This is a genomic window from Kribbella hippodromi, from assembly GCF_039531045.1.
GTDB classification, from domain to species: domain Bacteria; phylum Actinomycetota; class Actinomycetes; order Propionibacteriales; family Kribbellaceae; genus Kribbella; species Kribbella hippodromi.
Genome location: NZ_BAAAPH010000024.1, coordinates 41,969 through 59,574, shown reverse-complemented (window position 1 = coordinate 59,574; position 17,606 = coordinate 41,969). Strand labels below are relative to the sequence as shown.

Genomic DNA, 17,606 nt, shown 5'->3' with positions numbered 1-17,606 from the left:
CCGCCGTGCTCGGTCCCGCCGTGCTCGGTCCCGCCGTGCTCGGTCCCGCCGTGCTCGGTCCCGCCGTGCTCCGCCCCGCCGTGCTCCGCCCCGCCGTGCTCCGCCCCGCCGTGCTCCGCCCCGCCGCGCACCGCCCCGCCGTGCTCCGCCCCACCACGCTCGGCCCGGCTGCGCTCGGCCCGGCCGTGCTCCGCCCTACCGTGCTCCGCCCTACCGTGCTCCGCCCTACCGTGCTCCGCCCTACCGTGCACGGCCCCACCGTGCTCGGTCCCACCACGCACCGGGGCAGCGGGCTGCTTCGTGGGGTGATGGGTTGCGCCAAACCTCACCGAGCCGGGTGTCATACCGGCCCTGGGGTCCAGGTGAGTTTGCCGTTGCGGAGGTCGTGGAGAATGCCGTCGATCCACTTCGCCTCCGCCACCGTAACCGCGACCTGATACTCCGTCTCCAGCAGCGCGAACCGGGGGACAGGCTTGCCCTCGACCTCAGTCCGCAGCTCCAGTTGCAACTCCGCGATGCGCTTCGTCAGCTTCTCCCGGCGCTCGGCGAGCAGCTCACCGGCCGCCTCCGGCGGCACCAGCATCACGAACGACAACGCCGCCGGAAACTCCGGGTACTCGTTCCGCGGCGTCGTCATGATCTCGCCCAGCCACTGCCGGCAGATCGCGCGCCCGTCGTCGGTCAGGTGGTACACGGTGCGCTCCGGATACCGCTCGTCCCGCTCGGTCGCGACGGCCGTGATCAGCCCGCCTTCCTCCAGCCGCACGATCATCCGGTACAGGCTGGTCCGCTGCCCGACGTTGACGACCTGATCCTTGCCCCACTGCCTGATCAGCCGCTGCAACCCGTACGGATGCAGCGGACCGTTCTCCAGCAGGCCGAGGATCGCCAGCGCGAGCGGGGAGCGTCGAAAAGTCACGTCCTCAGCCTATCGGTACAAAGCTACTAGTTGCAATGTAACTAGAGGCCATGCAACTATCGATCCATGAGGACAGCTGAACTGACCCAAGGCACCGTCACCTCACGCGACGGCACCGAGATCGGGTACTACAAGACCGGGACGAACGCTCAGGCCCCGGCCGTCGTCGTCCTGCACGGGAGCATGGAGTCCGCACGCAGCCATCTCCTGCTGGCGGAGGCGCTGGCCGACGAGTTCACCGTCTACCTCCCAGACCGCCGCGGCCGCGGCCTCTCCGGCCCCCACCGCCCCAACCACAGCATCCAAACCGAAGTCGAAGACCTACAAGCCGTCCTGAAGGCAACCGGCGCCGAACTGCTCTTCGGGGTAAGCGCAGCCGGAGCAGTAGCCCTCGAAACCGCCCGCACCCGCGCCACGACCTCCGCTACAACCTCCGCCGTCCAGAGCACCGGCGGCCCCGACTCCACCCTCCCCGGGAGTGCCGCTGCAGGGTCGGCGGGTGGTCGGGTGTTGAGGAAGGTGGCGGTTTATGAGCCGGCGCTGGTTGCGGACGGGGCGCCGCATCGGGAGTGGTTGGCTCGGTTTGATCGGGAGATCGCTTGCGGTGATGTCTCCGCCGCGATGGTGACGAGCATGTTCGGGTTCGAGATGGCGCCTGCGTTCCTCAAGGTGATGCCGCGTGGTCTGCTCCGGTACATGACCGAGAAGATGATGGCGAAGGAGGAGCGAGGCGCCGCCGCAGGCGCGATCACCATGCGCCAGCTGGCCCCGACGATCCACGCCGAAGGGACGATCGTCGCCGAGCTTGCCGGCACCTTCGACGCCTTCCGTGCGGTGCAGGCGGACGTCCTGCTGATGGGCGGCAGCAAGGGCCTCCGCGGCTTGGCCCCCGGCCGGGACACGCTGGAGAAGGTGCTCCCGCACTGCACCCGGATCGAGTTCCCCGGCTACGACCACGGCTCGTCCTCCGACCCCAGCCCCCTCAATCCCACCGGCAAACCCGAAGCAGTACGCAGAATCGCCACCGAACTGAAGTCCTTCTTCACCCAGTAATCGCCCGCCACGCGTGGACGCGGGCCGGCTGTCACCCAGCGATCGCCCTCCACGCACTGAGTACGGGTCGGTTGTTAACCAGCGATCGCGCTCCACGCGCTGAGTTGCGGGTCGGTTGTCGAGCGGTGCTCGTTGTTCGCGCGCTGAGTGCGGGTCGGTTGTCAACGAGCGATCGCGCTCCACGCGCTGAGTTGCGGGTCGGTTGTCGAGCGGTGCTCGTTGTTCGCGCGCTGAGTGCGGGTCGGTTGTTAACCAGCGATCGCGCTCCACGCGCCGAGTTGCGGGTCGGTTGTCGAGCGGTGCTCGTTGTTCGCGCGCTGAGTGCGGGTCGGTTGTTGAGTGGTGCTGGTTCTTCGCGGGCTGTGTGTGGGTGGGTTGGGCGGTCCTCATTCTTCGCGCGCTGGGTGCGAGCCGGTCATCGGGCGGTGCTCGGTCTCCGCGGACCGGGCGTGGGCCGGTGTCGAGCGGTGCTTGCCTGGTGTAGTGGGGGTTGTCGGCAATCGTCAGCTCGTGAGGGCCCAGGCGACGGCGTCGGCGATGTCGGTGATGGGGTAGCGGACTCGCGAGATCACGCGGTTGGGGCCGACTACGAGCACGACGCGCTTCAGCCGCTCGTACCCGCCGGCCCGGAATGTCGGCAACCGGAGCGCCGCCGCCAGCTCCAACTCGACGTCCGACAGCAGCAAATGCGGAATGTCCTCCGCCGCAGCAAACGCCTGCTGTTCGTCGGTCCGCTGCGTACTAACCCCGCGCACCGCAAGCCCCCGAGCCAAGAACTCGTCCCGCCGCCCAGCGAACAACCGGTTCTCCAACGTGCACCCAGCCGCCCCCGCGATCTCATCCCACCCGTCCGGCAACGGAGTAGGCCGCCCAGTCGCCGGATACCCGAAGATCACCGTCGCCCGCGCATCACCGTCCACCACATCCACCGTCGTACCAGCAGTCGACGGCAACGCAAGGTACGGCACCCGCTGCCCGATCAACTCGTGGAGCCGAAGCGCCGGCGCCTCCTCCGCATCGTTGGTTCCCGTCAGCGATCCGTCCCCGAGCAGCCAGCGATCGCCCCAATCCTGAAGCGCAACCAGCACCGGCAAGAGCGCCCGCCCGCGCGGCGTCAGCCCGTACGCGTATCGAGTCGGCCGTTCCTGGTACGCGGACCGCTCGACGATCCCGCTGTCCATCAGCCCGTTCAGCCGCTCGGTCAGCACCTTCCGCGAGATCCGCAACGACTCCGCCAGCTGGTCGAACCGCTCCAGCCCGCGCGCCAGATCGCGGACGACCAGCAGCTCCCAACCGTCCCCGATGACGCCGAGGGACTGCGCGATCGCACAGTCCGCCTCGGGCGCGAAGCTGCTCCGCCGCACGATCCACTCCTTCGATGACTGGTTGCCGGTGAGCTGTTCTGTCGAGTAAGTTCCCAACAGAAACTCACTCTAGCCGACGGGAGCGCGCAGATGTACTGGCGCCGGATCGCGGACCTGCCCGCCTGGCTGAAAGCCGTCATGCTGGGCCAGTTGGTCAGCTCGGCCGGCGCCCTGGCCTGGATCTACCTCACGCTCTACCTGGTCGACGATCGTGGCATGTCCGCGCAACAAGCCGGTTTCGCCGCGGCCGCGTACGGTGCCGGTCTGCTCGGCGGCAACCTCACCGGCGGCTGGTTCGGCGACCGTTTCGGTCTGCGTACGGCAGCAATCGCCAGCCAACTCCTCTGGGCGATCACCTGCGTCGCGATGCCCTTCACCCCGGGCGCGGCACTCGTCCTGGTCGCCGCATTGGCCGGCCTGTTCGGCGGCGCCGCCCGCCCCAACCTGAGCGCCCTCGTCGCCACCGCACTCCCGCCCGAACGCCGCCGCGAAGGCATCGCGCTGTCCCGCACCGCGAGCAACGCCGGTTTCGCGATCGGGCCACCCCTCGGCGGCCTGCTCGCGGCGTACGACTTCTCGCTGGTCTTCGTCATCGATGCGGTGACCAGTCTGCTGATGGCCGCGATCGTCTGGCGATGGGTACCGAGCGCGCGCCGCACGCACACCAAGGCCACCGGTCTCTGGCGAACGATTCTCCAGGACCGCCAGGTGCTAGTCGTACTGGCCACGATCATCGTCGTAGACACCGTGTACCGGCAGATCTTCGCCACCATGCCACTACTACTGCGCGATGCGGGCACGCCAGCAGTCGCGTACGGCGTACTGATCGGCGTCAGCTCAGTAGTGATCGTCCTATGCGAGGCACCACTAGCCGTACGCCTCCGTGGGCACCGCGCCACCCGAGTGATCGCCACCGGCTTCGGACTGGTCGGCCTAGGACTCGCTGTGCTTGGCATCTGGCCCGCCCTGGCCGGAGCGGCGCTGGCGATCGTGGTGATCACGGCAGGGGAGATGCTCTACAAACCGACCGCCACCGCGTACGTAGCCGATGCCGCGCCAGAGGGCATGGTCGGGCGGTACTCCAGCCTGTACGCGGCTGCCTCGATCAGTGGAATGTTCCTCGGCCCAGCTATAGGCGGTGCGGCGTACGAGCATGTGCCGCGACTGCTCTACCCGGTCGCAGCAGCTCTCGCACTAGTGGCAGGAGCCGTACTGCTGCTTACTCGGGCAGCGGCGCCGGCCGCCCTTCCCAGCGAGTCGAAAGCACAACAGTCGTCCGTGTCCTGACCACACCGTTCACGCGGCGCAGTGATCCGACTACTGCCTCCAGCTGGGTCACATCGGCGACCCGCACCTTCACCACTAGCTCCTGGTCGCCCGCCACGAACCAGCAGTCCTCGACCGCGACGATCTCGCGGACCTGTTCGACGATGTCGTCGGTCTCCACGTCGTCACGCTGGAACAAGCCGATCAGCGCACTCGTGCCAAGGCCGACCTGGTCCGGGGCGACCACGGCGCGGTACCCGAGCAGTACGCCACGCTCCTCGAGCCGCCGGACCCGCTCCTGGACACTCGGCCCGGACAGCCCGACGACCCGGCCGAGCTCGGCCCAGCTGGAGCGCCCGTTCAGCCGCAGCGCCTCGATCAGCTGCCGATCGATCGCGTCCATGACACCTCCCGTTCACCGCAGATTCCAAGGTTGGGAATCAGATCTGCCTTCAATTCGTTTGTGAGAGAGTAGTTCATACCGTATAATTTCAAGTACCGGGGCCGGTCCGCCCCGGGCTCGCCGTACCGACCCAGTGAAGGAATCATGATCACCCCCGAAGTTGCCCGTGCCCAGATCGACGAGCGGCACCGGATGGCCGCCAAGGCGCGCCGCGCGCACGCCGTACCGTCCACCTGGCGCCGGCTGCTGACCCGTAACCTCCGCCACAGCTGACCTCACCTTCCGCGACCGGTGTGCCCCCGTCGAGTGTTCCGGGCCACCGGTCGCTGTCGTTCCCGGGGGTACGAGATAGGCTCTGCATCATGTTCTCGATCCTCGTGCCCCAGGTGGCGACCGTTGCGCAGGCCACCGAGGCGTCGCACATCTCGAAGTGGTGGTTCGGCGGGTTCACCCTGTTCGTGCTCGTCCTGCTGCTGGCCATCACCGTCATCATGGGCAAGGGCCGGCCGCACAGCTGACCGGCTGGTGATGGGCTGACGTGGCTGCAGTGGAGCGGATACGACGCATCGGCGTGATGGGTGGCACGTTCGACCCGATCCATCACGGCCACCTGGTCGCGGCCAGCGAAGTACAGGCGTACTTCGACCTGGACGAGGTGATCTTCGTACCGACCGGCCAGCCGTGGCAGAAGTCGGACCGCAAGGTCAGTCCGGCCGAAGACCGGTACCTGATGACCGTGATCGCGACCGCGTCGAACCCACGGTTCTCCGTTTCGCGGGTGGACATCGACCGGCCCGGCCCGACGTACACCATCGACACCTTGCGGGACCTGTCCAGGCTGTACCCGGACGCCGAACTGTTCTTCATCACCGGCGCTGACGCGCTGGCCCAGATCCTCACCTGGCGGGACGTGGACGAGACCTTCAAACTCGCCCAGTTCGTCGGCTGCACAAGGCCCGGGACCGAGGCGCTCGAGCTGCCGCTCGACCAGCTGCCGATGGACCGGATCACGCTGCTCGAGGTCCCGGCGCTGGCGATCTCGTCGACCGAATGCCGGGCCCGGGTCGCCAAGGGCAACCCCACCTGGTACCTCGTACCCGACGGGATCGTCCAGTACATCGCCAAGCGTGAGCTCTACACCAATCGTTAGGACGTTTTATGCCTGCCAGTGAACGCGCCATCGAGCTGCTGACCGCGGCTGCGGAAGCGGCCCACGACAAGAAGGCCGAGAACGTCCTCGCCTTCGACGTCTCCGAGCAACTCGCCATCACCGACGCGTTCCTGGTCGCCTCCGCCTCGAACGACCGCCAGGTCCGCGCCATCGTGGACGCGATCGAGGACAAGCTCCGCGAAGACCTGGACGCCAAGCCGGTACGCCGCGAGGGCGCCCGCGAAGGCCGCTGGGTGCTGCTCGACTACCTCGAGATCGTCATCCACGTCCAGCACGCCGAGGAGCGCAGCTTCTACTCGCTGGAACGCCTCTGGCGCGACTGCCCGATGATCCCACTGCCCTCCCCGGACGGCACCACGCCCGCCGCCGCTCCGGCTGAGCAGCCGTCGGGGGTCGCCGGAAGCGCGGCAGCCGGCAGTACGCCCGAGAGCGCCGAATGACCGCAGGCCGGCTGATCGTCTGGCGTCACGGCCGGACCGAGTGGAACCTGCAGGACAAGATCCAGGGCCAGGCCGACATCCCCCTCGACCCCGTCGGCCTCGACCAGGCCCGCGCCGCCGCCGCCCGGCTCGCGACGCTCGCCCCCACCCGCCTGTACGCGAGCGACCTGCAACGCGCCGCCACCACCGCCGGCCAGCTCGCCGCGCTCACCGGCCTCGAGATCGAGTACGACAAGGCGCTCCGCGAGATCGACGTCGACGACTGGGCCGGCCTCACCATGGCCGAACTGACCACCCGCAACCCCGAAGCCGCTGCCCGCATCCGCAGCGGCGAATCCCAGCGCCGCGGCAGCAACGGCGAAACCGTAGAAGAAGTAGCCGACCGCTTCGCCGCCGCCCTGGCCCGGATCGCAGACCAAGGCACCCCCGAAGACACCATCGTGATAGCCACCCACGGCCTGGCCGCCCGGGTGGGCATCTGCCTCTTCCTCGGCATCCCCCACCCCAACTGGCCCGCCTTCGGCGCCCTCTCCAACTGCAACTGGGTCTCCCTCCTCCCCGGCCGTCAGGGTTGGCGAATAGAAGAATGGAACGCCGGCTCCCTCCCCGAACCAGCCCTAACCGAAGACCCCCAACGCTGACCCCACCCCGACCCGCCCAAAGGACACCGCTCCGCGGCGACAGTCTTTTGCCGCCTCCGGCGGGCCGCAGGCTGTCCTGTGACCGCCCGCACTTGGCGAGAGACATGTGGTGAGAGCGGCAATCGGACACCGCTTCGCGGCGACAGTCTCTTGCCGCCTCCGGCGGGCCGCGGAGCGTCCTCTAGCGACTGCACTGGGCGAAGGGGGCCTATTCGGGTCAGTACGACGCTCCGTACGCTCATGAGACCCACGGGACGGACCATCCATACGCTCCACAGGTCTCATCGGATGCCCACTCAACCGCACTCAGCGAAGCCCCGCCAACTACCGATTCCCCACGGAATCCAGCCGTGGCACAGACCACACCAGCCCCACTACAGAACCGATTTTTCTTTGCCGCCCTCCATCCGCTAAGCTTTCCGAGTCGCAAGGACACCGCGGGGCTTTGGCGCAGTTGGTAGCGCGCTTCCATGGCATGGAAGAGGTCAGGGGTTCGAATCCCCTAAGCTCCACCGCAAGAGATCGCAGGTCAGGAGGCACTTTCGCCCCCTGACCTGTTTTGGTTAGAGGGGTCAATGGGAGCGATTTGGGAGCGGAACCCCACTCCCACCACCTTGGCAGCGAGCTTCTTCGCCTCCTCCTCAGCCTTCTCGATGGTGTCCCTGATCACAGGCACCCAAGTGAGGAGCTTCTCTCGTTCGTCAGCGTCAAGACGGGCCCCTCGGGGCCCGTAATGCGCGCCGCCACCGAAGGTCGGGACGCCTGCCCTCCACTGCGCTAGCGCTCCGTTCTGGGCGCGTCCCGTGGCCTGGCGCGCACGTGCAGCAGGGTGCCGGGTCAAAGACAGCAGAACTCGCCATCCGCTACTCGGCACCCTGTGATCTGGCGCTGTCAGAAATGGCCGGCCACGCCGTCCATGGTCCCCCGCGGTCAGCCGTCTGATTGGCTCCTGCATCGCCCCGCTAGCAACAATGGGAGGGACGGTCCGGCGCAGCACGCGTCAAGAGCGCCTCCGGCGTCGCTACGCGATCGAGCAAACTCGACCCATGACCCGCACCACACCGAACCTAGGTCGGCAGCTATCGGGGCGATGCCGCAGGGCTGGCCGAGGCTTGACACGTAGGTGTCAGTCTGAGGTCACCACGGGTTTCGTGGCCTCGGTACCGGCCGCCGTACGGAGGTGCTGCAGAAATTCCTCGCCGAACAACGTCAGGCCGTGCACATAGTCAGTCGACCTGTCCCATGATGTTTGGGCATCCAGCAGGCTGAGGTTAGCTAGCGTTTTCAGCAAGGGTGACGGGTATTTTCGTCCGGCATCAAGAATCTTCTGGTTGATCTCTCGCTCAGCTCCCCGCGAAGCCATCGGCCGTTCTCCGGACGCCTCGACTTCCTTCTGCACGCGGAGTATGTCCTCTAAGCACCTGACGTGCACCACCTCGACCTGAGCGAGCAAATCCACCCAAAGGGTCGAGTCATCGACCAATGCGTCATCCAAGACAGCCTCAGCGATCACGACACCTAGCATGCGACGCTTCGCCTCAAGTGCCGAGTCTGCGGCTGCAGCTATCGCACGTCCAAACAACGCATCAAGACTCTCTGATTCTAGGAGGCGCGCTTGAAGTTGGTCCTGTGGAACCCGTGCCTCGATCTCAGCCATTGCCTGGTTCGCACGGTATAGCCGTCGATCCCTGACGCCCTGATAGATCGTCATCATCGAATCCTTGCCATACGGCAACAGCTCGATCGCCGCCCGGATCGCGATGTCTGGGACCGTCGGCGGCTTCTTGTCGTCTGAAGTCACACCTCCGAGGATCGCACAGCCCGGATCGACGTGCTGGGGGAACGGAGTCAGCGTGGCGAACCTCGGAGCGGCCGGCGCCCGGCAGTCGCCGAGCTCCTGCCGCTATGGGAGGATTCTGGGAGCGAACCACGCGTAACAACGGTGTCGAAGCGGACCCAACGCGCAGCAACCAGCAAGGCGAGAACGCCTTGTAGGTAAGGGTATAAGCGTTGTCCCACGTGGACCATCAACACGACCCCCGCCCATGGCATGGAAGAGGTCAGGGGTTCGAAACCCCTAAGCTCCACCGCAGGTCAGAGGCCGGTTCCCCACTCGGGAAGCCGGCCTCTTGCATGACCTGAGTGACTAATTGAGTGACTAACGGTTTCGGGGCAGGCGTACCGGGCGCGCTCCATCAGGATGTCCGAGGGATGGTTCCCGGCGCGATGGTTGTCTGCACGTGTGTGGATAACTCACGGCGTGTGTGCACATAGCGATGTGTGCGGTCAAACGGCTGATGTAAGACGGATTCAGTCAGCCAATGTCGGACGGCCACTCAGCCCAGTCGAGCGATGCCGGACGTTCTGCGCCAGACTGCAAGAACTCCTTGATCGCTCCACGAATGTCCTCGGTCGAGAGCTCCGCGTCCTGCGGATACCCCTCGTCGTGCCCGGTGTAGTAGTAGAAGACTTCCTCACGCTGGCTCTGCTGACCCAGCGCGTACCAGGCACCAGCTTCGCCGTCGACCTTGCCGGCGTAGCGCAGGCTGCCGACTTTGCCTTCGGGATACAGCCCGACGCGCAGTTCGTGATCGGGGTAGCCGCGATCGTTGCGTGGTCGCTCTTGGATGTAGAGCGTGGCGACCGAGTTCTCAAACGGCTCCGTCAGCATGGCGTCGACGAGTGCGTCGACATCGGCAGCCGAAGTCACCAGTACGCCGCCGTCGGTGTGCTCGTACTTGTAGTACGCCTTCAGCGAATACGTCATGCCAGCTCTGTCCCTTCGGGCTTCGTCAGTTTGGGGTAGGTCTCTCTGAAGTTGTCTGGTCCGAAGATCGTCAGTTTGGCGCCCTTGGGCAGGAAGTCCTTCAGCATCTCATCACAGCCGGCTTCACCGGGGCAGGGACGTTTGTTGACGACCAGTGTTGCCCGTCGTAGGCCTCGTTCTCGCATGAACATGGCGAACTTGATCTCGACGTGTGAGGTGATCTGCAGCAAGTGCGGTGCGTTGCCGATCTTCTCGGCGACGGCGAACCGATCGGCCTTGTCACGCCACTCGTCGAAGCCACTGACCCACTCGTCGACCGTGCCGTCCTCGTTGCGCCACAGGCCACGGGTCTTCTCGCGATGCCCGGGACCGTCGCGGCGAACCGGCAGCTTGGCGAATAGTCGCCAGGCTTCGTCATCATCGATGTCCGGGACTTCATCTTCCCGACTCGTCTGATCGCCGGCCGCCGCGGTCTTGTCTGGTTTGCCCGCTTCTCGATTGTCGTCTCTGTCGTCCCGCCGGCGTTCTAGAGATGACGTGCTCCCACCTGAATCGAGCGGCCGGTCGCCTGTCGAGCCTCGGCTTGGCTCGGTGGTTCGTATGCCGCTGACCATCTGCTCGACCCACTGCTTTGCCCGCGCTTCAGCCGAGGACAGATAGTGAGCAGCCTCTTCGCAGCGCCGGGCCACGTCGTCGAGTTGCATGGCGGCTGTGCGGGCGTTCGGGTTGTTGCTCTGGCTGCCGATCCATGCCGCGGCTTCGCGGCACTTCCGGGCTCGGTCATGCAGGTAGTCGATCGCCCGCGGCGCCTCGTTCAGGCACGCGAGTAGCTCTCCAGCGACCCGCTGCAGCTCGGAGGGCATGTTTCGCCAGGATCAAATCTGGTCGGCGTAGCTGCGACATCCAGCCTCAGCGATCTGCAGCGACTGCACCGCCTGGTCGACGGACTTGGCCGCAGCGTCGAGCATGGTGGCGATGTCCTGGTCAGCTCGTGTCGCCGTGCCGCGGATGAGGGCCTGCACCTGCTGGCTCGATTGCTCGAAGCGCTGCTTGAATCCGGCGAGGCTGGTGGCACCTTGGCGTGACTGGTCGGCCAGACCGTGCAGCTGCATCTTCATTTGTTCGACTTGAGACATATACGGCTCCTCACTTGGTTAGACGCTCAGCGGTCTACTGCGGTCCGGATTGACAAGCCGCGCGGTAGCGCGGCAATGATGTTCCGTGAAAACGGGAGGACGATCAGGCAGATGATTCGACTTAGGAACGCCTTGCTGGACACGGCTCTCGCCTGCGTGGAGCGCGGCATTCCGGTGCAGGCGGCAACTATCGCGGGTGCGCCGGACGGCGACTGGATCACTGAAGCCGACGCAGCCCGCGCGACCTGGGACGTCGCCGAGCCGCCGAACCTGGCCATCTCGTCGTGTCCAGCTGTGGCGATCTGGCGCCTGCCGCGGATCGCCGGGGCTTACGGGAAGCGCCTTTACGAACAGGAGCGACCCGGAGTCTGGCCGCCGACGATGAAGCTGCCCGACGGCGACTGGATCACCTGCACCCTGCAACCCGACACCGAGCTTGGCCCTCTGGCGACCGGCGTCGAGTACATCGAGCCGGGTACACCGGTGGTCATCCCGCCGTCGACGACCTTGGACGGCCGGCTGAGGTGGGATGGATCGAAGTTCCCGCTCCATGCATTGCCGAGCGCAGATGCGGTGCTGTCGAAGGTGCTGCGCGCCGAAGAGGAGTACGTCGAGCTGCACGGCCAACTCGGCTGAGGTTCCGCCAGCAGTGCAGGAGGACACAGCTCAGCCCTTCTGGCCAACGGCCAGGAACAACGAACTTGCCGCCACCAGCTCCGGCATGCGATCTGCCAGGCGAGAGCACTCCAACGCCGTGTCCAGCGGGTCGTGTTCGGCCAGCTTGTCGGTGTAGGGCTGGCCTTTGAAATGGGCGTCGATCATGACTGTCAGCCAGCCACCGGGACCGGTGAGGCCGAAGATGCTCACCGGCCTGAGCCCGGCGCTGACGAGCTCGCTGCGTAGTTCGTTCTCGCGGTGGTAGTAGCAGTGCGCCATCCGCTCGTTGTCGGCGCTGTGACCGGTCTCCAAGATGTCGCGCACGATGCCGTGGCGTGTAAGCAGCGTGTTGGCCAGCGTCGAGCCGATCAGGTTAGCCGCCCGGTTGATCGCCACTGCTGCGAGCACACCACCTGGTCGCAGCACCCGCAGCGTTTCGCGTAGCGCCAAGCGGCGGTCACTGGCCTCCGGCAGGTGGTAGAGCGGTCCGGCCATGAGCACCGCATCGAACGACTCGTTCGGCCACGGCAGCCGGCGACCGTCGCCAAGCTCAGCGGTAATGCCCGCTGCATTGGCTTGGTCGACGTGCCGCTGGACCGGATCGAGCAGCACAACGTCGTGCCCCTGGTCGCGGAGCCAACCAGCATGCACGCCGGGACCGCCGCCGACGTCGGCAACGCGAGCAGGAGCCGACGGGAACCACTGGCCCAGGAAGTCGTAGAGCCGCGCTTGTTCCAATCGGCCTTTAACGGTGGAGCTCAACCGGGCAGCTTCGTCCCAGCGGCTCGAGTAATGCGTCTGGATCTCTGGATCGACGCTCGGCCGATCCAGCGGGCTTACGGGCGTATCCACTGCGCTCCTATCATCGAGGTGGAACAGCGGGCGGGCGTCCGCTTCTCTGGCTGTGCGCCCGCCCGCTGGTCTGTTAGCGGCGCTGGCTGGGTGGTTGCTCGCCCGGGCGCGTAGGCCCCAACCACCCAGCCAGCCGTGACCGAGGCACCCGTCCGGGCCTCGGTGCCTCAGGCGGCTGACACGGAGCGGACTCGCATGCACGTCCCGTGCCAGCCGGTAGCTGAGCAGACCCTGGCCGAGCCCTCCACAGGGGAGAAGGAGACTCGGACAAGGACCGCACTTTGGCAGGGCCAGCGGACGTGCAGCGATCGCACTGCGCGTGAGTGGAGGTGAGGAGGACTCCCCGCCGACCCCGCCAGTTCATGGGGCGACCTCGGGCAGCATGATGCGAGCCCCCGTGACCCGCTCGAACCGCCCACGTGTCTCCGCTGGATCTCCCACCAGTGCCAGGTGCCACAAACTCGGCAGCACGACTGCCGTGATCTCGTAACGGTTGACCGAAGCAACCAGGGCCTCGAACGCAGCCGGAGAGGTGTCCGGATCTTCGACGTACACGGAGCCCATGAGAAAGAAAGCCTTCGAGCTGGGCAAACTCCCCGAGCTCACGCTTCAGGCTCTCAACGTGTCGGTCGGACAGGTACAGGTCACGCCGTGCGCAGCCGAGCAGCAATGGCCGGCTGTCATCGGTCATCGGTCCACGTCCATCCAGCGACGGAAGACTGCGACCAACCGCTCCCAGAGCCGGGACCACCAGCCAAGTCGGCGCTGGCCGTTCACGAGTCAGCAGCATCCGGTCTCACCGCTGCGGTTGCCGGCTCGATGGTGACGCGCAGACTGGCGAAGCGCCGCGTCATGCCCGCCTGATATCGGATGGCGTCCGCGGGCTCGGCGGTGTAGTCCGCGATGACGTGCTCACCGAACCAGACGCGGACACGGCGGGCCGCTGGTTGCGGTGCCGCAGCAATAGTCGTCATTCGCCGCGCACCTCCTCGATGATGTCGCGGATCATGAAGCCGTAGAGCACTACTGCAATGAGCGTGAGGACCCATGTACTCGCTGTCATGACGACACCTTCCCGCCCCAGAAGGGATCCCGGGGAGGGAGGTTGGGAGGGATGCCAGCGGGATGAATTGGGGAGGAAACGTCGCGGTTAGATGCTCGGTGGTCACAGCCTGTGGCACCATCGATGAGTGACGGAGGCGAATGATCAGCTTCGCCACGCGCGTGAGCGCGTGGAGTCGCCTCACGCTCCGGGCCAGCCGGCATCCCGCCAGGACCTCGCCGAGATGGCCAACGAATGGATCTGGCAGCACCGTGGCCGCCGGACCGACCTTGACGCCAACTACGTCGGCAAGCTCGAACGGGGACTGATCAGGAGCCCTCAGGCCGACTATCGAGCGGCTTTGAGAGCCATCACTGGCGTGCGCACGGACCCAGAGTTGGGCTTTCGGGTGCGGCGCCACTCGTCCCCAGCGGTGGGGAACGTGGATCGAAAAGAGTTCATCCGAGCAGTCATCGGCGTCGGAGCAGCGGCCGTCAGCTCAGCGCCACTCCTGGAGCTACTGACGCCAGATCAGGCCACACCGGTACCGAACATCGTCACGCAGGCTGATATTGACGGCGTCCGTACGGCTGCGCAGGTCTTCGGCTCCTGGGACAACCACTACGGCGGTGGGCTGGCGCGCGAAGCGGTCATCGCGCAGCTGCGTCACTCAGCCGAGATGCTCGACTCCCGCTGCCCCGAGAACCTCCGGGGCGAACTGTTCTCCTCGGTCGGCTTCCTCGGCCACGTCTGCGCCATGATGGCCTTCGATGCCTACGCCCACGACGACGCGCGGCGGATGTTCCGCTTCACGCAGGCCTGTGCCGACGAAGCCGGCGACTGGAACCTGCGCGCCAAGACACTCTCCTCGATCGCTCGTCAAGCCATCTGGTGCGGCGACCCGGACGAGGGTTTGACGCTTACCGAGATGGCGTTGGTGCGGGCCGACCGCCTGACCGCAACTGAGCGAGCGATGCTACTGGCGGCCCGAGCTCGCGCCCTGGCCAAGCTGGGCCGCGTACAGGAAACGCTGCGGACGGTCGGGCTGGCCGATGAGCAGTTCTCCCAAGCCGATCCGGCCAACGATCCGGCCTGGATGCGCTACTACGACCGGGCGCAGCATCTCGGCGATACGGGGCACGCTCTGTGGGATCTCGCCGTCCGCCAAGGCCAAGCCGAACAGGAAGCAGCGTCCAGGCTGGCCAGCGCCGTCGCCGGCCACACCGAAACCTATGTGCGCTCGCGCGCCATGAGCGGCATCAAGTTGGCGTCGCTGACCATGACCGTCGGCGATCCGCAAGAGGCCGCGGTAATCGGGGCGCAGGCGCTCAAGGACGCGCGGTCTCTTCGTTCACGCCGTGCCGCCGACGACCTCCGAGATCTGGCACACCGCGCGACGGTGTTCGAGCGGGTCGACGAGGTTGCCGAGCTGCGTCACGACATCCGCAACGTGCTGGCTGCCTCGTGACGGTGCCACCCTCGGAGGTCCTTCTCAAGCAGGCGTGCGCGCAAGTCGGTCTGGCATCGTCTGGCGCCGAACCAATTCGGCTCGGCGAGAACGCCATCTACCGGCTCCCCGGCGAAGTGGTGGTGCGCATAGGGCGGAGCGGGCAGCTCGACGCAGCCAAGAAAGAGGTGGCTGTCGCGCGCTGGCTTGCCTCCGTCGAGATACGAGCTGTTGAAGTGGTGTCTGACGTCGACCAGCCGGTCGTGATCGACGGTTCGCCAGTGACGTTCTGGCGAGAGCTTCCCGAGCACCGCCACGGCACTCCGCCTGAGGTTGCCGAAGTGCTTAAACGTCTCCACGCCAGCCCACTGCCGACTGACTTCGATCTTCCACCACTCGCACCGTTTGTCCGCCTGAGTGAGCGGATCGATAGCGCGACGACACTGAGTGAGGATGATCGGACGTGGCTCCGTGGGCAACTCGCGCGTTTGACAGAGTCCTTCGCCGACCTGCCAGCCGGCCTACAACGGAGCGCGATCCATGGCGACGCCTGGGCAGGCAACATCGTCGTGACTGATGACGGCCCGGTGCTGCTTGACCTCGAACGCTTCTCACTTGGACCGCCCGAGTGGGATCTGGTGAGCACCGCAGTTCGGTTGAGTACGTTCGGCACGATGACAGCCGAGGAGTACCGAGCCTTCGCGGCCACCTACGGTCATGATGTTCTCGAATGGGACGGATTCGAGGTGCTGCGCGGCATCCGCGAGCTACGAGTGACCTGTTATGCAGCCCAGCGCGCGAGTGAGGAGCCGTCACTCCGACCGGAAGCCGAGCTGCGAGTTGCCTCCATTCGCGGTCGACGCGGACCGCGGCCTTGGCCAGATTGGAAGCCCCTGAGCTGAGAGCCAGTCACGCCCAGGCTGCACGATTTCGAACGTATGTTCCCTTAAGCCTTCGTAACGATGTCTTCGATGTAGGCCACGAAGGATCCGCTGTGTGTAGCTGCTGTGACGGCGGTCGTTATCTGGGGTGTTGTCGAAGCGCGTCAGGGTAGTTCACGATCTCGCTGTGGTGTCAGTCTTGGTCGGATAGGCCATGCGGATCTAGACCGTTCGGATCGAACAGGGTGCCTTGCTGATCGCGGCTGGCGAAGTTGCGGAGTGCGTGGTCGCGAAGGGCAATTGATCCGTTGAGGTGTGCGGCCGCGGCCACCTGGAGCGACAATGTCGCCCGATGCAGCATCGCTCGCCGCAGAAGTGCAGGTGCTGCGAGGCCAGCGACGGCGGCGGCACCGTGGAAGCCAATCAGCGGGGCAATGTCGATAGCGGGGTCACCGATGCAGGCGTGGTCGAGATCGAAGAGGCCGATAGGGCGATCACCGTCCCACGTGATGTTGTGCGGGCCAAAGTCGCCATGACAGACAGAGGTTTGAGCGATGCTCTCGGCTTGGATGAGCTCTGCGACCCGGATTGCTGCGGACCGTCTCGCGGTGATGGGGAGCAATGGCGTGAGATCGCTGCTTACCAGCTCAGGCCAGGCCGCTCCGCCGCACCAGGTCCTGGGAGGGGAGAGATCGACGAAGGCTATCGGATCGAGCGCGCTAAGCGCCGCTAGGAGCTTGCTGTAGCCAGCCTGCTGTGTTGATGACAGCACACCTCCCGCATGCGGGCCGCCTGGCACTCGGCTGATCAGGATCCCGCTCCAACGCGTTGACATGATCGGCCCGGCGAGCAGTTGGGGAATGGGGACCGGCAACGGGGCCGATTCGAACGCCAGTAACGTCTGGCATTCCCGATTCGTGCGTGCCTTGAAGCCATTCCCGATTGCAACGCGGAACAGCGGCCCACCGGGCACGGCGAGCACGAGGTGGAACGCGCCATTGAGCACGTCTGCGGACGCCCAGTCGTACGACGGCCAGCACGTGGCGGCGCGCTCGCGAAGCTCGTCGTGAAGGTCCGCCACCCGATCATCATCGCAGGCCTACCCGTGGCGCTGTCCTTTGGAACCGCTCGCGGCACGATGAGCGCTACGTAGGACCATCGGCGGATGGCGGACACCGTCTTCAACGTACATGCCCAGGTCGCAACACCATTCCCAGGCGCGGTGTCATCGGCCAGCTCGTGGCGCACGTGTCCCGGCTCGGGGTCGAGGCGATCACCGGCTTGCCTGCAAACCGACCACCCAGGGCAAGAACGAACGCTTCCACCAGACCCTGTTCCGCTACCTCGACAAACAGCCACTCGCTGAAACGCTCTCCGAGTTGCAGACCTAGGTCGACCTGTTCGACCACATCTACAACACCCAGCGACCCCACCAAGGGCTGCCCGGATGCGTCACACCCCTGACCGCGCTGCTCGTTCATCCCAGGATCGCCGGGCACGGTCCGACGCTGTACGAGGGTGGGTTGCCCGGTACGCGCCGGCTCGAGTTGCTCTCGGCGGAGCCGCT

At 66.2% G+C, this 17,606-nt stretch carries 23 protein-coding genes and 1 tRNA gene; 11 read left to right on the top strand and 13 right to left on the bottom strand.

The window, feature by feature from the left end:
- Nucleotides 1–251: hypothetical protein (locus ABD260_RS30455; protein WP_344239057.1), on the bottom strand; the 251-nt coding region annotated here is incomplete at its 3' end.
- An 89-nt stretch (nt 252–340) separates the two neighbouring features.
- Entirely contained in the window at nt 341–919 is a 579-nt protein-coding gene (locus ABD260_RS30450) for a PadR family transcriptional regulator (RefSeq protein WP_344239055.1), read from the bottom strand.
- Between the two features lie 66 nt (nt 920–985).
- On the opposite strand from ABD260_RS30450, the gene ABD260_RS30445 reads away from it, so the two are divergent.
- The gene (locus ABD260_RS30445; protein ID WP_344239053.1) at nt 986–1,972 is read left to right on the top strand and encodes an alpha/beta hydrolase; all 987 of its coding nucleotides are present in this window, start codon (nt 986–988) and stop codon (nt 1,970–1,972) included.
- Between the two features lie 503 nt (nt 1,973–2,475).
- Here ABD260_RS30445 and ABD260_RS30440 read toward each other — a convergent pair.
- Entirely contained in the window at nt 2,476–3,336 is an 861-nt protein-coding gene (locus ABD260_RS30440) for a winged helix-turn-helix transcriptional regulator (protein ID WP_344239051.1), read from the bottom strand.
- 90 nt (nt 3,337–3,426) lie between these two features.
- Here ABD260_RS30440 and ABD260_RS30435 point away from each other — a divergent pair, with 90 nt between their 5' ends.
- Nucleotides 3,427–4,623, top strand: a complete 1,197-nt coding sequence (locus tag ABD260_RS30435; RefSeq protein WP_344239049.1) for an MFS transporter — start codon at nt 3,427–3,429, stop codon at nt 4,621–4,623.
- Here ABD260_RS30435 and ABD260_RS30430 read toward each other — a convergent pair.
- The gene (locus ABD260_RS30430) at nt 4,556–5,005 is read right to left on the bottom strand and encodes an Lrp/AsnC family transcriptional regulator (RefSeq protein ID WP_319039251.1); all 450 of its coding nucleotides are present in this window, start codon (nt 5,003–5,005) and stop codon (nt 4,556–4,558) included. The two genes, ABD260_RS30435 and ABD260_RS30430, sit on opposite strands and share 68 nt — an antisense overlap.
- A gap of 144 nt (nt 5,006–5,149) precedes the next feature.
- On the opposite strand from ABD260_RS30430, the gene ABD260_RS30425 reads away from it, so the two are divergent.
- The 6 genes from ABD260_RS30425 (at nt 5,150) to ABD260_RS30400 (ending at nt 7,769) form a co-directional block, all read left to right on the top strand.
- Nucleotides 5,150–5,278: a hypothetical protein gene (locus tag ABD260_RS30425; RefSeq protein WP_344239045.1), complete on the top strand. Its 129-nt coding sequence runs from the start codon at nt 5,150–5,152 to the stop codon at nt 5,276–5,278.
- Nucleotides 5,279–5,367: 89 nt separating this feature from the next.
- On the top strand, nt 5,368–5,523 hold the full coding sequence (locus ABD260_RS30420) for a hypothetical protein (protein WP_344239043.1): 156 nt from the start codon (nt 5,368–5,370) through the stop codon (nt 5,521–5,523).
- Between the two features lie 20 nt (nt 5,524–5,543).
- Nucleotides 5,544–6,155 carry a nicotinate-nucleotide adenylyltransferase gene (nadD, locus tag ABD260_RS30415; protein ID WP_184834727.1) on the top strand — a complete coding sequence of 204 codons (612 nt, stop codon included), beginning with the start codon at nt 5,544–5,546 and terminating at the stop codon, nt 6,153–6,155.
- 8 nt (nt 6,156–6,163) lie between these two features.
- Complete coding sequence (rsfS, locus tag ABD260_RS30410; RefSeq protein ID WP_344239040.1) at nt 6,164–6,616, top strand: ribosome silencing factor; 453 nt, start codon at nt 6,164–6,166, stop codon at nt 6,614–6,616.
- Complete coding sequence (locus ABD260_RS30405) at nt 6,613–7,257, top strand: histidine phosphatase family protein (RefSeq protein ID WP_344239038.1); 645 nt, start codon at nt 6,613–6,615, stop codon at nt 7,255–7,257. Before rsfS ends, ABD260_RS30405 begins: the two co-directional genes overlap by 4 nt.
- A 439-nt stretch (nt 7,258–7,696) precedes the next feature.
- Nucleotides 7,697–7,769 (top strand) — tRNA-Ala (locus tag ABD260_RS30400).
- A gap of 614 nt (nt 7,770–8,383) precedes the next feature.
- On the opposite strand, the gene ABD260_RS30395 is transcribed toward ABD260_RS30400, so the two are convergent.
- From ABD260_RS30395 to ABD260_RS30380, 4 genes are all read right to left on the bottom strand, one after another.
- Nucleotides 8,384–9,058 (bottom strand): hypothetical protein, encoded by a 675-nt coding sequence (locus ABD260_RS30395; RefSeq protein WP_344239036.1) that lies wholly within the window; start codon nt 9,056–9,058, stop codon nt 8,384–8,386.
- Between the two features lie 513 nt (nt 9,059–9,571).
- Nucleotides 9,572–10,024: an Imm1 family immunity protein gene (locus ABD260_RS30390; RefSeq protein WP_344239034.1), complete on the bottom strand. Its 453-nt coding sequence runs from the start codon at nt 10,022–10,024 to the stop codon at nt 9,572–9,574.
- On the bottom strand, nt 10,021–10,887 hold the full coding sequence (locus ABD260_RS30385) for a DddA-like double-stranded DNA deaminase toxin (protein ID WP_344239032.1): 867 nt from the start codon (nt 10,885–10,887) through the stop codon (nt 10,021–10,023). The genes ABD260_RS30390 and ABD260_RS30385 overlap by 4 nt, the downstream gene beginning before the upstream one ends.
- Nucleotides 10,888–10,899: 12 nt before the next feature.
- The gene (locus ABD260_RS30380) at nt 10,900–11,160 is read right to left on the bottom strand and encodes a hypothetical protein (protein WP_344239030.1); all 261 of its coding nucleotides are present in this window, start codon (nt 11,158–11,160) and stop codon (nt 10,900–10,902) included.
- 111 nt (nt 11,161–11,271) lie between these two features.
- Between ABD260_RS30380 and ABD260_RS30375 the strand changes: the two genes are divergently transcribed.
- Nucleotides 11,272–11,796 (top strand): hypothetical protein, encoded by a 525-nt coding sequence (locus ABD260_RS30375; RefSeq protein WP_344239028.1) that lies wholly within the window; start codon nt 11,272–11,274, stop codon nt 11,794–11,796.
- Between the two features lie 30 nt (nt 11,797–11,826).
- Here the strand turns inward: ABD260_RS30375 and ABD260_RS30370 are convergent, their stop codons facing one another.
- The 3 genes from ABD260_RS30370 to ABD260_RS30360 all read right to left on the bottom strand — a co-directional run bounded on the left by ABD260_RS30370 (nt 11,827) and on the right by ABD260_RS30360 (nt 13,643).
- Complete coding sequence (locus ABD260_RS30370; protein ID WP_344239026.1) at nt 11,827–12,669, bottom strand: class I SAM-dependent methyltransferase; 843 nt, start codon at nt 12,667–12,669, stop codon at nt 11,827–11,829.
- Nucleotides 12,670–13,029: 360 nt separating this feature from the next.
- The gene (locus ABD260_RS30365; RefSeq protein WP_344239024.1) at nt 13,030–13,224 is read right to left on the bottom strand and encodes a hypothetical protein; all 195 of its coding nucleotides are present in this window, start codon (nt 13,222–13,224) and stop codon (nt 13,030–13,032) included.
- Nucleotides 13,225–13,442: 218 nt separating this feature from the next.
- Nucleotides 13,443–13,643 carry a hypothetical protein gene (locus ABD260_RS30360; protein WP_344239022.1) on the bottom strand — a complete coding sequence of 67 codons (201 nt, stop codon included), beginning with the start codon at nt 13,641–13,643 and terminating at the stop codon, nt 13,443–13,445.
- A gap of 216 nt (nt 13,644–13,859) precedes the next feature.
- Here ABD260_RS30360 and ABD260_RS30355 point away from each other — a divergent pair, with 216 nt between their 5' ends.
- Together ABD260_RS30355 and ABD260_RS30350 are read left to right on the top strand one after the other, a co-directional pair.
- On the top strand, nt 13,860–15,179 hold the full coding sequence (locus tag ABD260_RS30355) for an NsdA family TPR-like regulatory protein (RefSeq protein WP_344239020.1): 1,320 nt from the start codon (nt 13,860–13,862) through the stop codon (nt 15,177–15,179).
- On the top strand, nt 15,176–16,060 hold the full coding sequence (locus tag ABD260_RS30350) for a phosphotransferase family protein (RefSeq protein ID WP_344239018.1): 885 nt from the start codon (nt 15,176–15,178) through the stop codon (nt 16,058–16,060). Before ABD260_RS30355 ends, ABD260_RS30350 begins: the two co-directional genes overlap by 4 nt.
- Before the next feature lie 172 nt (nt 16,061–16,232).
- Here the strand turns inward: ABD260_RS30350 and ABD260_RS30345 are convergent, their stop codons facing one another.
- Together ABD260_RS30345 and ABD260_RS37685 are read right to left on the bottom strand one after the other, a co-directional pair.
- Complete coding sequence (locus tag ABD260_RS30345) at nt 16,233–17,120, bottom strand: aminoglycoside phosphotransferase family protein (protein ID WP_344239016.1); 888 nt, start codon at nt 17,118–17,120, stop codon at nt 16,233–16,235.
- Nucleotides 17,121–17,220: 100 nt separating this feature from the next.
- Nucleotides 17,221–17,520, bottom strand: coding sequence for a hypothetical protein (locus ABD260_RS37685; RefSeq protein WP_425553433.1), 300 nt, complete (start codon nt 17,518–17,520; stop codon nt 17,221–17,223).
- Nucleotides 17,521–17,606 lie beyond the last annotated feature (86 nt).

Coding starts and splice junctions, on each gene's coding strand:
- ABD260_RS30445 (WP_344239053.1), top strand. CDS start 986: ATGAGGACAGCTGAACTGACCCAAGGCACCGTCACCTCACGCGACGGC.
- ABD260_RS30435 (WP_344239049.1), top strand. CDS start 3,427: ATGTACTGGCGCCGGATCGCGGACCTGCCCGCCTGGCTGAAAGCCGTC.
- ABD260_RS30430 (WP_319039251.1), bottom strand. CDS start 5,005: ATGGACGCGATCGATCGGCAGCTGATCGAGGCGCTGCGGCTGAACGGG.
- ABD260_RS30425 (WP_344239045.1), top strand. CDS start 5,150: ATGATCACCCCCGAAGTTGCCCGTGCCCAGATCGACGAGCGGCACCGG.
- ABD260_RS30420 (WP_344239043.1), top strand. CDS start 5,368: ATGTTCTCGATCCTCGTGCCCCAGGTGGCGACCGTTGCGCAGGCCACC.
- rsfS (WP_344239040.1), top strand. CDS start 6,164: ATGCCTGCCAGTGAACGCGCCATCGAGCTGCTGACCGCGGCTGCGGAA.
- ABD260_RS30405 (WP_344239038.1), top strand. CDS start 6,613: ATGACCGCAGGCCGGCTGATCGTCTGGCGTCACGGCCGGACCGAGTGG.
- ABD260_RS30390 (WP_344239034.1), bottom strand. CDS start 10,024: ATGACGTATTCGCTGAAGGCGTACTACAAGTACGAGCACACCGACGGC.
- ABD260_RS30385 (WP_344239032.1), bottom strand. CDS start 10,887: ATGCCCTCCGAGCTGCAGCGGGTCGCTGGAGAGCTACTCGCGTGCCTG.
- ABD260_RS30380 (WP_344239030.1), bottom strand. CDS start 11,160: ATGTCTCAAGTCGAACAAATGAAGATGCAGCTGCACGGTCTGGCCGAC.
- ABD260_RS30375 (WP_344239028.1), top strand. CDS start 11,272: ATGATTCGACTTAGGAACGCCTTGCTGGACACGGCTCTCGCCTGCGTG.
- ABD260_RS30360 (WP_344239022.1), bottom strand. CDS start 13,643: ATGACGACTATTGCTGCGGCACCGCAACCAGCGGCCCGCCGTGTCCGC.
- ABD260_RS37685 (WP_425553433.1), bottom strand. CDS start 17,520: ATGAACGAGCAGCGCGGTCAGGGGTGTGACGCATCCGGGCAGCCCTTG.